Raw genomic sequence first — 13,853 nt, 5'->3', positions numbered from 1 at the left:
GCCTGCTGAATTTAATGAGGCTCACATGCATTCCCGTTTCCTCTCTGCTTTTGAGGCATTGCCGTCAACGCTGCAAACTGCACTCGCTCCCCTGCTGGACGATCCTGACTTTCATGCGCTACTCAGTGCCGACCAGGTCACCTCACTGCAACAACAGACACAAATGGAGGCCGATGCGCTGGCGCTGGCGCTGCTGCCCCTCGCGGCCTCCTGCGCGGTAGCGACGGTGTCGCATTTTAATGTCGGGGCGATTGCCCGTGGGGTCAGCGGCAACTGGTACTTTGGCGCTAATATGGAATTTGTCGGCACGCCGATGCAGCAGACCGTCCACGCTGAGCAGAGCGCGATTACTCATGCATGGCTGCGCGGTGAGCGCCAGCTCGAGACCATCACCGTTAACTACACGCCGTGCGGTCACTGCCGACAGTTTATGAACGAGCTGAACAGCGGCACCAACATTCGCATCAGCCTGCCACAACGCGCAATCAGCACCCTGGCCGATTATCTGCCGGATGCCTTTGGTCCGCGCGATCTGGACATTACGACCTTCCTGATGGACGAGGTGGATCACGGCTATGTGGCCGAGGGCGATGACCTGGTGCAGGCTGCGGTTGCCGCCGCTAATGCCAGCCACGCGCCTTATAGCCAGTCCCACGCGGGTGTTGCGCTGCTGACCACGGATGGCGCGATTGTCGCCGGACGCTATGCGGAAAATGCCGCGTTTAACCCGAGCTTCCCGCCGCTTCAGGCGGCACTGGTTCTGCTGAACATGCAGGGCGGCGATGTTCGTCAGATAAAAAAAGCGGTATTAGCCGAAGTTGAAAATGCCACGTTAAGCCAGTTCGCCGCCACGCAGGCGACGCTTGAGACATTTGGTTGCGGTGAGCTGCTACAGGTAACGCTGTACAAAGCATAACCCGCTGTCAGGGCGGCCACAGTTTTGTGAGCTTTTATTAACAAACGCTGTACTTCTGTGGGAAATTTCATAGGATCTGGCGCCAGAATTCACGCAAATACAAATTACTCTGAATAATTCAGGTTGCAGGATAGCAGCACGGTCGTGAATGTTTCCGCAGCGGTTACCCTGCCGCTGCCGGACCTGCAGTCTGAGCTATAACGGGTGAGAAAACTGGCGCTACCTTTCCGGCGTGACGCCAGACAACACTGCAACCGGAGCATTACCGCATGGAACTCGACTACGAAAGTAAACGCCCGCTGTATATCCCTTATGCTGGCCCGATTTTGCTGGAATTTCCCCTGCTGAACAAAGGCAGCGCCTTTAGCATCGAAGAACGTAACGAATTCAACCTCAACGGTCTGCTGCCCGAAGCGGTGGAATCAATTGAAGAGCAGGCGCAGCGTGCCTGGCGTCAGTTCCAGGACTTCAAAAACAATAACGATAAGCATGTCTACCTGCGTAACATCCAGGACACCAACGAAACACTCTTCTACCGCCTGCTGGACAACCATCTCGAAGAGATGATGCCGATTATCTACACCCCGACCGTGGGCGCAGCCTGCGAACACTTCTCTGAAATCTACCGTCGTGCGCGTGGCGTGTTCATCTCCTACCCTAACCGCGACCGCATCGAAGATATGCTGCAAAACGCCACCAAGCAGAATGTGAAGGTGATTGTAGTGACCGATGGCGAGCGCATCCTGGGCTTGGGCGATCAGGGCATCGGTGGGATGGGTATTCCGATTGGTAAGCTGTCACTCTATACCGCCTGTGGCGGCATCAGTCCGGCTTACACCCTGCCGGTGGTGCTGGATGTTGGCACCAACAACCAGCAGTTGCTGAACGATCCGCTCTATATGGGCTGGCGTCATCCGCGCATTACTGGTGAAGAGTACGACGCGTTCGTGAACGAATTTATTCAGGCTGTTAAGCGCCGCTGGCCGAAAGTACTGTTGCAGTTTGAAGATTTCGCCCAGAAGAACGCCATGCCGCTGCTGAACCGCTATCGCGATGAAGTCTGCTGCTTTAACGATGATATTCAGGGCACCGCCGCCGTAACCGTCGGTACGCTGATTGCCGCCAGCCGTGCAGCCGGTAGCCGCCTGTGCGAGCAGAAAGTGGTGTTCCTGGGTGCCGGTTCTGCAGGCTGTGGTATCGCTGAACAGATCATCGCGCAGATGAAATCAGAAGGCCTGAGCGACGAAGAAGCACGTGGCCGGGTGATGATGGTGGATCGCTTTGGTCTGCTGACGGACAAACTGCCTAATCTGCTCGATTTTCAGAGCAAGCTGGTGCAGAAGAGCGAAAGCCTGCAGCACTGGGATGTCACCAATGATGCAATCTCGCTGCTGGATGTGGTGCGTAATGCTCAGCCCGATATTCTGATTGGTGTTTCCGGCCAGCCAGGCCTGTTCACCGAAGAGATCATCCGCGAGATGCATAAGCACTGTAAGCGCCCTATTGTAATGCCGCTGTCGAACCCGACATCACGCGTGGAAGCGACGCCAGCCGATATTATCGCCTGGACTGACGGTGCTGCGCTGGTCGCAACCGGCAGCCCGTTCTCACCGGTGAGCTGGAACGGTAAAACCTACCCGATTGCGCAGTGCAACAACTCCTACATCTTCCCAGGCATTGGTCTGGGTGTGATTGCCGCAGGTGCCAGCCGCGTTACCGATACGATGCTGATGACCGCCAGCCGCGCGCTCGCCGACTGCTCTCCGCTGGTGAATGAAGGCGAAGGCCCGGTACTGCCTGAGATTAGAGATATTCAGGGCGTGTCGAAAATCATTGCGATGGAAGTGGGTAAAGCCGCTCAGCTGGCGGGTGTCGCCGTGGTGACCTCAGAAGATGTGTTGTCACAGGCTATCGCCAACAACTTCTGGCTGCCGCAGTATCGTCACTATCGCCGTACCTCGATTTAATCCTCAGCCTGCCGGACCTGATGTGGTCCGGCAGTGTTCAAAAAGCGCACAGCCAGCCGGCAGTAACTTGCTTCGCTGCGGCTGCTCAAGTAGCCTTGTCCCATCTCAACATTCTGACATCGAGTCTCCAGGCGCATGCTGAAACGCGTTTTCATTGGTCTGCTTTTCATCATCTTACTGATGGTGGCAACGGCGCTCGGCCTTGATCGCTGGATCAGCTGGAAAACTGCGCCTTTTATCTACGAAAATGTCGCTTCATTGCCGCATCGTCAGGTGGGTGTGGTTCTGGGCACGGCGAAATATTATCGTACCGGCGTGATCAATCAGTATTACCTCTATCGTATGCAGGGTGCACTGAACGCCTATAACAGCGGTAAAGTAAATTATCTGCTGCTGAGCGGTGACAACGCGCTGCAAAGCTATAACGAGCCGATGACGATGCGCCGCGATCTCATTAAGGCCGGTGTGGATCCGGCGGATATCGTGCTCGATTATGCCGGGTTCCGGACGCTGGATTCGATTGTGCGCACCCGCAAAGTGTTCGATACCAACGATTTCATTATTATCACGCAACGCTTCCATTGTGAGCGCGCGCTGTTTATCGCCTTACAGCTGGGCATTCAGGCGCAGTGTTATGCGGTGCCCTCACCGAAAAACATGCTGAGCGTGCGCTTCCGTGAGGTCGGTGCGCGGCTGGGTGCGCTGGTGGATCTCTTCCTGCTTAAGCGTGAACCCCGTTTCTTAGGCCCGCTGGTGCCGATTCCCGCCGTGCGAACCGTTCCGGATGATGCGCAGAGTTATCCTGCTGTGACGCCCGAACAGTTGCTGGAGCTGGAACAGAAGCTGCGAAAATAGCTGACGTTCAGCGGTTTAATGAAACTCTGTTATATGCGCTGAGCTGCAGTCTGGCAGCAAGGTACAAGTCTCAGGGAGCATACGCCTTTCGCAAAGACGCAATCCCTGGCAGGCTCAGCGCGGGCGATTACGCACCTCATCCCTGAGGTGCGCCCGTAAACGAGCCAACGCTTCGCGTTGTTCAAAAACGCTCCCGGCGTTTTTAGTACGCACCTCATCCCTGAGGTGCGCCCGTAAACGAGCCAACGCTTCGCGTTGTTCAAAAACGCTCCCGGCGTTTTTAGTACGCACCTCATCCCTGAGGTGCGCCCGTAAACGTGCCAACGCTTCGCGTTGTTCAAAAACGCTCCCGGCGTTTTTGTCCATGGCCCGCGATGCTTTGCTACAGGCGTATGCTCCCATCGCTTTAAGTTTTGTCGCCGTTTGACAGAAGGCCACTCCGCTGCGATCTTCAAGCAGACAGCTTATAAGTCTGAATCAGGGCGAACCTGACAGCAATAAATAAGCCTAACGCGCAGGGAACAGGGTCAGAAGAGGAAAGCGTCCCGCGCCAGGACGGCGCGGGCCGAGCGTGTCATGGATGACGGCTTTTGCGTCTTTCCGATCTGACCCTGTTCCCTGCGCATACTTTGTCTAACAGCAATGCCCCCAGCACTTTCCTATAAACTAAGCAGGTCGAGAGTATCGATGATAGCGTCTTTCCGATCTGATCGTGTTCCCTTCGCATACTCCGTCTTAAAGCGACGACCCCAGCATTACCCCCATAAAAAAAGCGACCCGAAGGTCGCTTCCCTGGCGTTGAATAAAACTTACTTCTTACGCGAATACTTCAGTGAATCCAGCGCCACCGCGAAGATGATGATGCCGCCCTTAATGATGTACTGCCAGTAAGGATTCACGCCGATATAGGTCAGACCGTAGTTGATCACGGTGAAGATCAGCACACCGGTGACGACACCCGCCACACTACCCACACCACCGGCGAAGGAAACGCCGCCGACCACACAGGCCGCAATCGCATCCAGCTCGTACATAAAGCCGAGGTTGTTGGTGGCAGAACCGATACGACCCGCCTCCAGCATCCCGCCAAAGGCGTAGAACACACCTGACAGGGCATAAATCATGATCAGGTTCAACGGCACGTTCACGCCTGACACTTTCGCCGCTTCCGGGTTACCGCCGATAGCAAAAATGTTTTTACCGAAGCGGGTTTTGTTCCACAGAATCCAGACGAAAATAATGGCAATGACGGCATAGAACGTGATGAACGAGAGTTTAAAATCACCAAAGCGTAAGAAACCCTGAGTAAATTTCGAGAACCCTGCGTCAAAACCAGCAATCGGTGAAGCGCCCACGTAGTCGTAATAGAGTGAGTTGATACCGTAAACGATAATCATAGTGCCCAGCGTGGTGATAAATGGCGTTACCTTCAGATAAGCAATAATCACACCATTCACCAGACCAATTACGCCGCCGATGATGCAAACAGTCAGGATAACCAGCGGAATTGGCACCGTATCCAGCGTCGGGAAGACTTTGTTGGCGTTATCCATTGCCTGCAATAGCGTCGCTGCCACAACCGCCGCCAGACCAACCTGACGCCCGGCTGACAGGTCAGTACCCTGGGTCACAATCAGACCCGCCACACCCAGTGCAATAATAATGCGCACCGAAGATTGGGTCAGAATATTACTCAGGTTCATCAAACTTAAAAATGTCGGATCCTGGAAAATAATAATAGCCAGCAATACCAGCAGAACGACATAAATGCCGCCCTCTTTTAACCAGGTTAGCGCATTCTTTTTTGTAGTCGCTTTCATGTTAACAGCCCTTGCTTCATTAAAGGTGTAATGACGCTAAACGCAATATTTCGTTCTGCGTGGTCGTTTTGGTATCAACTATGCCTGCTACCAGACCATTACTCATTACCAGAATACGATCGGTAATGCCTAACAGCTCCGGCATTTCAGATGAGATAATAATGATGCCCTTTTCTCTTTTCGCCAGCTCAGCAATCAGCTGGTAAATTTCGAATTTCGCACCAACATCAATACCGCGTGTTGGTTCATCAAGCATCAGGATTTCAGGCTGGGTCAATAACCAGCGGCCAATAATCACTTTTTGCTGGTTACCACCCGAAAGCGAACCAATTTGTGTATGATGCCCTGGGGTTTTAACGCGCATTGAATCGATAACCCATTGGGTATCACTCTTCATGCGTTTATTATCCAGCAGTCCCATACTGTTTTTATATTTTTTAATATTGGAAATAAGCGAGTTAAAACCAATATCCAGGTAAGCATAAATACCGGTCGAACGACGTTCTTCAGTCACCAGCGCAAAACCGTGGTTAATGGCTTCATTGGCGCTGTGATTGTTAATCGGCTTGCCATGCAGTTTAATGGTGCCGCCCGATTTTTCGCGAATGCCAAACAGCGTTTCGACGATATCGGTACGTTTTGCCCCCACCAGCCCGGCAATGCCGAGTATCTCCCCTTTACGCAGATCAAATGAGATGTCGCGAATAGATGGCTGACGCAGTGACGTCAGATTACGCACCTCAAGAATCGTCTCGCCTGGCACGTTGGTACGGTCAGGGAAACGCTGATTCAGTGAACGGCCGACCATCATGGCGATGATCTTATCCATATCCAGCCCTTCCAGCGGCTGAGAGGTGATCCACTGACCATCACGCAGAATCGTGATCTCATCACACAGCTGGAAAATCTCTTCCATCTTGTGCGAAATATAAACAATGCCACAGCCGCGATCTTTCAGCTTACGAATAATCGTGAACAGGTGATTCACCTCTTTCTCGGTTAACGAGGAAGTCGGCTCATCCATAATCACAATTTTCGCGTCGTAGGAGAACGCTTTAGCAATTTCAATCATCTGCATCTGTGACACAGAAAGATTGGCAACTTTGTCGCGCGGATCGATATCGATATCCAGCTCGTCAAAAATCGCCTTAGTGTCCTGGTACATCTTATCCTGATCGACAAAGAAGCCTTTGCGCGGATAACGCCCCAGCCACATGTTGTCCATCACGGTACGCTGCAGAACCAGGTTTAATTCCTGATGCACCATCGACACGCCATTTTCCAGCGCCTCTTTAGAGCTTTTATAGTCGATCTCTTTACCCTGAAACAGGATACTGCCGGTATCTTTTTTATAAATACCAAACAGGCATTTTAATAAGGTGGATTTCCCGGCACCGTTCTCGCCCATTAATGCATGAACAGAGTGAGGCCGCACTTTCAGATTCACATTATCTAACGCTTTAACGCCGGGAAATGATTTTGAAACATTCGTCATTTCCAGCAAATATTCTCGCTGCGCGGTCGTGTTATCACTGGCCATATTTTACCTGGCTAAAAAACGGTGGTGACATAAAAAAGGCGCGACAGCAGTCGCGCCCGTAATCGATCTTATTTCGAGAACTGAGACAGATTTTCTTTATCAACCGGCACGTAAGGAACGCGGACGATCTTATCGACCATCTTAAAGTTCGTTCCGTCGGTTGCCGCTTTGCCATTCGCCAGGTTGTTGGCAATATCCAGCGTCGCTTTCGCCTGGTTTTCCGCATCGTTCAGCACAGTACCGGCCAGTGCGCCAGATTTCACCAGTGCCATCGCTTCTGGCAGGGCATCGACGCCGAAGACCGGGATAGAAGTCATGTTGTGCGCTTTCAGCGCTTCAACGGCACCCATTGCCATCGCATCGTTGTTGGCAATCACAACTTCAATTTTCTTCGCGTTCGGGCCTGACAGCCACGCATCCATCTTATCTTTGGCCTGAGCGGTATCCCACATCGCCGTATCCATCGCTAACTGCTGCGTCTTCAGACCATCTTTGTTCAGGGTGTCGATAACATATTTAGTACGGGCTTCAGCATCTGGGTGGCCTGGCTCGCCTTTCAGCAGGACGAACTGAATGGTGCCATCTTTGTTCAGATCCCAGGCTGGGGTCGCTTTCCAGTGCTTCTCGATCAGCTGACCCTGGATGATTCCGGACTCTTTGGAGTCGGTGCCGACATAGTAAGCTTTGTCATAACCGGCCAGAACTTTAGCGTTCGGTTCTTTGTTGAAGAAGACAACGGGCACATCATTAGCACGCGCTTTGTCTACCACGACTGCAGCAGCAGCCGGGTCTACCAGGTTAATCGCCAGCGCTTTCACGCCTTTTGCCATCAGCACGTCCACCTGATCGTTCTGTTTGGACTGGTCGTTCTGCGAGTCATTCATCAGCAACTGTACGCCACCGATCGTTTTCGCTTCTTTCTCGATATCTTTGCGCACCATTGACATGAAGTTGTCATCATATTTGTAAATGGTCACGCCGATACGGGTGTCAGCTGCGTGAGCGGTTGCACCAAACATCATGCTGGCAACCAGTGCTGTAAGCGTGAAAACCTTCTTATTCATGGTATCTCCGGTTTTATTATGCAGGGTCTTTTTAGCGCTGCCGCGAAACGTGCGGGAGCGCAATCGGTAAAACAGATCGGCGCGTTGGCTAACTTACTGAAGATGTTAAGCTGTTAAACACCGTCTAAAACCTGACTTCCCTGTGCCAGAACGCTTCCATGAAGAGGGTATAAACCCTTTAACCGGCTACTGAGACCACAACTGATGCCGTTACACTGGCGTTACATAATGTTTCAGTCCGGTAAGACGCTGCCATCATAGTGAGGGCAATGTTAATTAACTGTGAATACAATCACAGATTGAAAACGGTTACATGCCTGAATCGCCTGAATTAGTGACGGACTCCACATTTTGCCGCTGCGCCACCGAATGACGCCGCACCAGGGTTGGCATAAAGATGTGGGTTGCGGTGTCATCAAGCAGTCCGGCTGCGCCCTGCAGTGCCAGCTCAGTGGCGATTTTTGCCATAGAAACAATGGGATAGCGCACAGTGGTTAATTGCGGATCGGTGTAACGGGAAATCGGGATATCATCAAAGCCGATGACAGAAAAATGCTGTGGTACCTGAATGCCGTTGTCTTTCAGCGCAGTCAGTGCGCCAGCCGCCATGCCGTCGTTATAGGCAAACACCGCAGTCAGGTTGAGGTTGCGCCCCAGCAGTTCCACCATTGCCGCTTCGCCCCCCTGCATATCTGGCTCTGCGCTGGCGATCCAGCTCTCCTGCGGCCGTATGCCCTGCTCTGCCATCGCCTGCATCCACCCTTCACGGCGCTGCGCGACATCCTCGATGGGATGGCTGGAGCAGAGATAGCCAATGCGGCTATGCCCCTGTTGCAACAGGGTTCTTGAGGCCATCAGCGCCCCGGTGACGTTATCCAGGCTGACGCTGCGGTGTTCGAATCCGGGGATGATACGGTTAATTACCACCATGCCGGGCACGTGCTGCATAAAGTCCGCCAGCTCCGCGTCTGGCAGTGTTTTCGCGTGAACCACCAGGGCGCTGCAGCGCTGCCGGATCAGCACCTCAATAGCATGACGCTCTTTCTCTTCCTGATGCCAGGAGTTGCTGATTAACACATGCTTGTGCACGCGCTGCGCCACGGTATCTACTGCTTTAACCAGCGCCCCGAAGAAGGGATCGGAAACATCCATCACCACCACCCCGATCGTATCACTGACCTGCGTCGCCAGCGCCTGGGCGTTGGCGTTAGGGCGGTAGCCCAGCGCCTCAACCGCCTGTAACACGGCGTCGCGGGTATCAGAGGTGACGGCGCTGCTCTGATTAAGGACGCGCGACACGGTCGCCACTGACACGCCAGCCTGACGGGCAACATCACGAATAGTTATCATGCAGCAGTTCCAGAAAGGAAAAATAGGGCATCACGCCGGGTTGAACACCGGCGCTATTCTGTCAGGGGCGGGAGGCGTGCAGCGTGAATTGCGTCACATCAATGAAAACGGTTACATACAATTCTGTAACCTTTGTGATGGCGGTCATTATCTGGCGTTGTCAGTCAGGCGTGATTTGCCGGCTGAGAGCAGCGTAAGCCGCCGCCACAACCATTCCAGCGGACCCTGTGCGAAGAAATGTAACCAGATGAGTGAAAACAGGATATTGATGAGCCACACCGCAGGCACCATCAGCACCAGTTCCAGCCGGGTGAAATGCATGTAGAAGCCAAAGCGATAGAACAGCGTGGTGCAGATGAGCGTTTGCAGCAGGTAATTGGTCAGCGCCATACGGCCCACGCACTGCATGGCGTGGCTGATGCGCCATTGAGAAATCTGTGGCCAGTAAGCCAGACAGAGCGCGGCATAGCCCAGGCTAATCAGCGGGCTGGCAAGATCGCGCGGGGCCTGCAGGTAAAAAGCCGTCCAGCGGAACTCCCAATGTAACAGCCATTGCGCGGCCACACCGGCTACCGCAATGGAGAAGCCCATTGTCAGCAGCAGGGCCGCTGCCTGACGATAATGGCGGAGGGGAAATTCCCCTGTCAGCCAGCCGCTGCGCAGCAGTGCGCCACCCATCATCATTAAGCCCGCCAGCTGCCAGCCATACTGAGCCGCCAGCGCCATCAGTCCTGATGAGAGATGATCCAGCCGGTTCTGTATCGCTTCCCAGCCGCCGCTCAGTTTCCAGTATTGCTCATATTGCAGATCGGCAGCACCCGGCAGCCAGGATCGCGTCGGTTCGGGATCCGAGATCGACCCAAACACCAGCAGCACGCCGCAGCCCACCAGATAAAGCAGAATGCCGGTATGCATCAGGCTGCGGGTTGATGGGACATCACGTAGCACCCGCCAGACCACCAGCCCGATGATGCCGTAATCCAGCAGGATGTCGCCTTCCCAGAGAAAGACACCATGCAGAAAACCGATGAGTACCAGAATGGAAAGCCGGGCAGTCAGCCAGCGACTGCCGCGCGGCAGCTGCATTTGCAGACCTGCGCCAAACAACAATGCAAACAGGGTGAGGAATTTGAGCTGAGCAAAGGCGTCAGAGAGTGCCCAGGTCCAGACGTCGGAGAGACTGACACTGCCCTGCCAGGCCGGATTCAGGTAAGCAGCAGAAGGCAGGCCGAAGCCCACAATATTGAGCAGCAGGATGCCGAGAATGGCACATCCACGAATGAAATCCAGCGCGTGATAGCGTTGCATGCGGCACCCTGCCCCATTGAGGCGGGCAGCATTATGCGCCCGCCGTTAACTCAACTATGGCGTACCGCGCGCAAAAATTCCTGGCGGGTGTTCTGACTGGACTTGAACAGGCCGCCCAGAGAGGTCGTGGTGGTGGCGCTGGTCGCATCTTTGACGCCACGCGCTTTCACACAGTAATGTACCGCATCAATCGAGACAGCAACGTTGTTGGTGCCCAGCAGCGTCTGCAAGGCCACCAGAACCTGCTGCGTCAGGCGCTCCTGCACCTGCGGACGCTGGGCGAAGAACTGCACGATGCGGTTGATTTTCGACAGCCCAATCACCTTTTCCTTGGGAATATAGGCGACGGTGGCTTTGCCATCGATAATCACAAAGTGGTGTTCACAGGTGCTGGTCAGGGTGATATCACGCACGGTCACCATCTCATCAACCTTCATTTTATTCTCAATGACGGTGATTTTCGGGAAGTTGGCGTAATCGAGACCGGAAAAAACCTCGTCCACATACATTTTGGCGATGCGATGTGGCGTTTCCATCAGGCTGTCATCTTCAAGATCCAGATTCAGCAGCTGCATGATTTCCGTCATGTGCCCGGCAATCAGGCTTTTACGCGTCTCTTTATCTATGTCGCGCGTCGGTGCACGTAACGGCGTTTCCAGTCCACGCGCCAGCAGCGCTTCATGAACCAGGGCAGCTTCCTGACTTAGGGTGCTCATCTACTCTTCTCCGGCTGGTGTTGCGCCCGCAAGCTTTTGCCTGCGAGCCCTGTAATCAGGCGCGTATTGTGAAACTTTCTTTGCGGGGAATCCAGCAATCAATAAGATTGGTGATGAAAGCTTTTCACTCATATCTTCGCCAGACAAGCAGGCCTGCCCACACCAGGCTGGCCCCGGCTACCCACAGGGCAGGCTCCAGCCGGTGTAACAGGGCAGTAGAGAGAAAAGAGAGCAGCGGACCGACCAGCTGTCCGACTGCATAGCCGGTGGTGAGCAACCCGGCCATGTAACGCAGATGGTTGGGGGCCAGTTCGCGGGCGCAGAGCAGCGACAGCTGCACGACGCTGAGGAAGCCGCCGCCGACCAGCAGCGCCCCGGCCAGCAGACCACTAAAGCCCGGCAGCAGTGCCGCAGCAAAAACGCCGAGTGCCTGTGCCCAGAATACTATCGCCAGTCTGACATGACTGTGCCCCCAGCGCCGCGTCAGGATCCCCAGCAGGATGCCGACCATCGCCGCACCGCCAAATATCGGCCAGACAAACTGCGCGAAGATGCCGTCAGGAAAACGCGTAGCGGCCATCTGCGACAAAAAGGTGGCGGGCAGGATATAACCAAAACCCGCCAGACTGTAACTCAGCACCAGACGTTTCAGGTTGCGATCCAGCACCAGCGGCTCCGGGGCCTGATCCGGGCGATGCAGCTCGCCCCGACGCGGCAGGTTACGGGTAATCAGTGCAATCAGCAGCAGTGCCAGCGTACCGTAAGCGGCCCAGGCCAGCCCCGCGGGGACCTGCAGCTGGTGCAGCGTCACCCCCAGCAGGCCGCTGACAAAGATGCCGCAGCCTGGCCCGGCAAACACGGCCGCCGACAGCCCTGCCCGGCCATGCCGATGCAGCTGTTCGTTGCTCCAGGCCGCCACCAGCACCATCGCCCATCCACTGGCCCAGCCAATCAGAAAGCGTATCGCACCGTGCAGCCACGGTCCGGTTGCCAGTGCAGAGAGCAGTGTCAGGATGACTGCGCCCCACACGCCCGCCTGCAAACGCAGCTCGACCCGCCGGTGCGCACGCATGGCATCAAACGAGCCACACAGATAGCCAAGATAGTTAAGCGCAGCGACCAGGCTGGCACTGGTAAGCGTCAGCTGGTGCGTCTGGATCATCAGCGGCACCTGCGGCGTAAAGGCGAATCGCCCGATGCCCATCGCCACAAATAAGGTTAAAAACGCGCTGAGCGCGACGCGTAACGCCATGGCTGAACTCCTGTTGTCCTGCTCTGAGATCTCGTGTGACTTGCTAACAGCATGCAGGATGATTAAACTCACGGAAAGTGAATAATCATGACCAACTTGTTTACAGGAAGAGAAGATATGGATTTAGTTCAGCTGCGTATGTTCTGTTCCGTCGCCGAAACGGGTTCTCTGGCGCGCGCAGCTGAGCAGCTGCATCGCGTTCCCTCTAATCTCACCACGCGATTGCGCCAGCTGGAAGAAGAATTAGGTGTGGATCTCTTTATTCGTGAGAAGCAGCGCATTCGCCTGTCACCGATGGGCCATAATTTTCTGAATTATGCGCAGCGTATTCTGGCATTAAGCGAAGAAGCGATGAGCATGACCCGCACCGGTGAACCGGCAGGCAACTTTGCGCTGGGCTCCATGGAGAGCACCGCAGCGACCCGCCTGCCTGGTCTGCTCGCCGCCTATCACCAGCGCTTCCCTGAAGTGGCGCTGTCGCTGATTACCGGCACCTCGGGCGAAATCATCGATCGGGTCCGCGAAGGCACCCTGGCCGCCGCGCTGGTGGATGGCCCGGTTTCCCATGACGATCTGAATGGTTGTATCGCCTTTCGCGAGGAGATGGTGCTGATCACCGGGCTGGATCATGGGCCAATCACCACGGCGCGCGACGTGCAGGACGACACCCTGTTTGCCTTCCGCAACAGCTGCTCTTATCGGGTGAAGCTGGAGAGCTGGTATCGCGACAGCCAGACCGCGCCCGACAACGTGATGGAGATTCAGTCCTATCACGCCATGCTGGCCTGTGTGGCGGGCGGTGCGGGTGTCGCGATGATCCCGGCTTCGGTGCTGAAACAGATGGCGGATCGGTCGCGGGTGCAGGCGCATACCTTACCTGCGGCTTATCGCGATACCGCCACCTGGCTGATGTGGCGACGCGATGCTTTTACTCCGAATGTTGAAGCGCTGAAGTACCTGATTATTGAACAGTTTGACGATCGTCCGCTCAACGATGAGCTGATCCACCCATTACAGGCGGCGGAATAAGCGTTCCACGCTATGTTTAAACCATAACCACACGAC

Annotated in this window: 12 protein-coding genes; 4 read left to right on the top strand and 8 right to left on the bottom strand. The window is 54.8% G+C overall.

From position 1 onward, the window contains the following. Positions 1-25: 25 nt before the first annotated feature. The 3 genes from cdd to sanA all read left to right on the top strand — a co-directional run bounded on the left by cdd (position 26) and on the right by sanA (position 3,738). Positions 26-916, top strand: coding sequence for a cytidine deaminase (gene cdd / locus F3I44_RS01940; protein ID WP_150010424.1), 891 nt, complete (start codon positions 26-28; stop codon positions 914-916). A gap of 269 nt (positions 917-1,185) precedes the next feature. Further along, positions 1,186-2,883 (top strand): NAD-dependent malic enzyme, encoded by a 1,698-nt coding sequence (locus F3I44_RS01935; RefSeq protein ID WP_150010426.1) that lies wholly within the window; start codon positions 1,186-1,188, stop codon positions 2,881-2,883. A gap of 135 nt (positions 2,884-3,018) precedes the next feature. Further along, a complete protein-coding gene (gene sanA, locus F3I44_RS01930) occupies positions 3,019-3,738 on the top strand; it encodes an outer membrane permeability protein SanA (protein ID WP_150010428.1) in 720 nt (239 codons plus the stop codon). 114 nt (positions 3,739-3,852) lie between these two features. On the opposite strand, the gene F3I44_RS01925 is transcribed toward sanA, so the two are convergent. The 8 genes from F3I44_RS01925 to F3I44_RS01890 form a co-directional block, all read right to left on the bottom strand. Then, positions 3,853-4,104: a hypothetical protein gene (locus F3I44_RS01925; RefSeq protein WP_150019232.1), complete on the bottom strand. Its 252-nt coding sequence runs from the start codon at positions 4,102-4,104 to the stop codon at positions 3,853-3,855. A 443-nt stretch (positions 4,105-4,547) separates the two neighbouring features. Continuing rightward, complete coding sequence (gene mglC, locus F3I44_RS01920) at positions 4,548-5,558, bottom strand: galactose/methyl galactoside ABC transporter permease MglC (protein WP_150010432.1); 1,011 nt, start codon at positions 5,556-5,558, stop codon at positions 4,548-4,550. Between the two features lie 19 nt (positions 5,559-5,577). Beyond that, on the bottom strand, positions 5,578-7,098 hold the full coding sequence (gene mglA / locus F3I44_RS01915) for a galactose/methyl galactoside ABC transporter ATP-binding protein MglA (protein ID WP_013358507.1): 1,521 nt from the start codon (positions 7,096-7,098) through the stop codon (positions 5,578-5,580). A gap of 68 nt (positions 7,099-7,166) precedes the next feature. Beyond that, positions 7,167-8,162, bottom strand: a complete 996-nt coding sequence (gene mglB, locus F3I44_RS01910) for a galactose/glucose ABC transporter substrate-binding protein MglB (RefSeq protein WP_150010434.1) — start codon at positions 8,160-8,162, stop codon at positions 7,167-7,169. Between the two features lie 309 nt (positions 8,163-8,471). Further along, entirely contained in the window at positions 8,472-9,512 is a 1,041-nt protein-coding gene (gene galS, locus F3I44_RS01905; RefSeq protein ID WP_150010436.1) for an HTH-type transcriptional regulator GalS, read from the bottom strand. 147 nt (positions 9,513-9,659) lie between these two features. Further along, the gene (yeiB, locus tag F3I44_RS01900; RefSeq protein WP_150010438.1) at positions 9,660-10,820 is read right to left on the bottom strand and encodes a DUF418 domain-containing protein YeiB; all 1,161 of its coding nucleotides are present in this window, start codon (positions 10,818-10,820) and stop codon (positions 9,660-9,662) included. A gap of 50 nt (positions 10,821-10,870) precedes the next feature. Continuing rightward, positions 10,871-11,536, bottom strand: coding sequence for a GTP cyclohydrolase I FolE (gene folE / locus F3I44_RS01895; protein WP_013358511.1), 666 nt, complete (start codon positions 11,534-11,536; stop codon positions 10,871-10,873). Between the two features lie 124 nt (positions 11,537-11,660). Next, positions 11,661-12,788 carry a YbfB/YjiJ family MFS transporter gene (locus tag F3I44_RS01890; RefSeq protein WP_150010440.1) on the bottom strand — a complete coding sequence of 376 codons (1,128 nt, stop codon included), beginning with the start codon at positions 12,786-12,788 and terminating at the stop codon, positions 11,661-11,663. Between the two features lie 117 nt (positions 12,789-12,905). Here F3I44_RS01890 and F3I44_RS01885 point away from each other — a divergent pair, with 117 nt between their 5' ends. After that, on the top strand, positions 12,906-13,817 hold the full coding sequence (locus F3I44_RS01885; RefSeq protein ID WP_150010442.1) for a LysR family transcriptional regulator: 912 nt from the start codon (positions 12,906-12,908) through the stop codon (positions 13,815-13,817). Positions 13,818-13,853: the final 36 nt, after the last annotated feature.

This window comes from Pantoea sp. F_5 (genome assembly GCF_008631595.1).
Classification (GTDB): domain Bacteria; phylum Pseudomonadota; class Gammaproteobacteria; order Enterobacterales; family Enterobacteriaceae; genus Pantoea; species Pantoea gossypiicola.
Note: the sequence above shows the minus strand (reverse complement) of the source record. Positions and strands in the feature narration are given on the sequence as shown.

What these genes read in the sequence shown, in the direction of transcription:
- cdd (WP_150010424.1), top strand. Translation starts at nt 26, where the DNA reads ATGCATTCCCGTTTCCTCTCTGCTTTTGAGGCATTGCCGTCAACGCTG.
- F3I44_RS01935 (WP_150010426.1), top strand. Translation starts at nt 1,186, where the DNA reads ATGGAACTCGACTACGAAAGTAAACGCCCGCTGTATATCCCTTATGCT.
- sanA (WP_150010428.1), top strand. Translation starts at nt 3,019, where the DNA reads ATGCTGAAACGCGTTTTCATTGGTCTGCTTTTCATCATCTTACTGATG.
- F3I44_RS01925 (WP_150019232.1), bottom strand. Translation starts at nt 4,104, where the DNA reads ATGGACAAAAACGCCGGGAGCGTTTTTGAACAACGCGAAGCGTTGGCA.
- mglC (WP_150010432.1), bottom strand. Translation starts at nt 5,558, where the DNA reads ATGAAAGCGACTACAAAAAAGAATGCGCTAACCTGGTTAAAAGAGGGC.
- mglA (WP_013358507.1), bottom strand. Translation starts at nt 7,098, where the DNA reads ATGGCCAGTGATAACACGACCGCGCAGCGAGAATATTTGCTGGAAATG.
- mglB (WP_150010434.1), bottom strand. Translation starts at nt 8,162, where the DNA reads ATGAATAAGAAGGTTTTCACGCTTACAGCACTGGTTGCCAGCATGATG.
- galS (WP_150010436.1), bottom strand. Translation starts at nt 9,512, where the DNA reads ATGATAACTATTCGTGATGTTGCCCGTCAGGCTGGCGTGTCAGTGGCG.
- yeiB (WP_150010438.1), bottom strand. Translation starts at nt 10,820, where the DNA reads ATGCAACGCTATCACGCGCTGGATTTCATTCGTGGATGTGCCATTCTC.
- folE (WP_013358511.1), bottom strand. Translation starts at nt 11,536, where the DNA reads ATGAGCACCCTAAGTCAGGAAGCTGCCCTGGTTCATGAAGCGCTGCTG.
- F3I44_RS01890 (WP_150010440.1), bottom strand. Translation starts at nt 12,788, where the DNA reads ATGGCGTTACGCGTCGCGCTCAGCGCGTTTTTAACCTTATTTGTGGCG.
- F3I44_RS01885 (WP_150010442.1), top strand. Translation starts at nt 12,906, where the DNA reads ATGGATTTAGTTCAGCTGCGTATGTTCTGTTCCGTCGCCGAAACGGGT.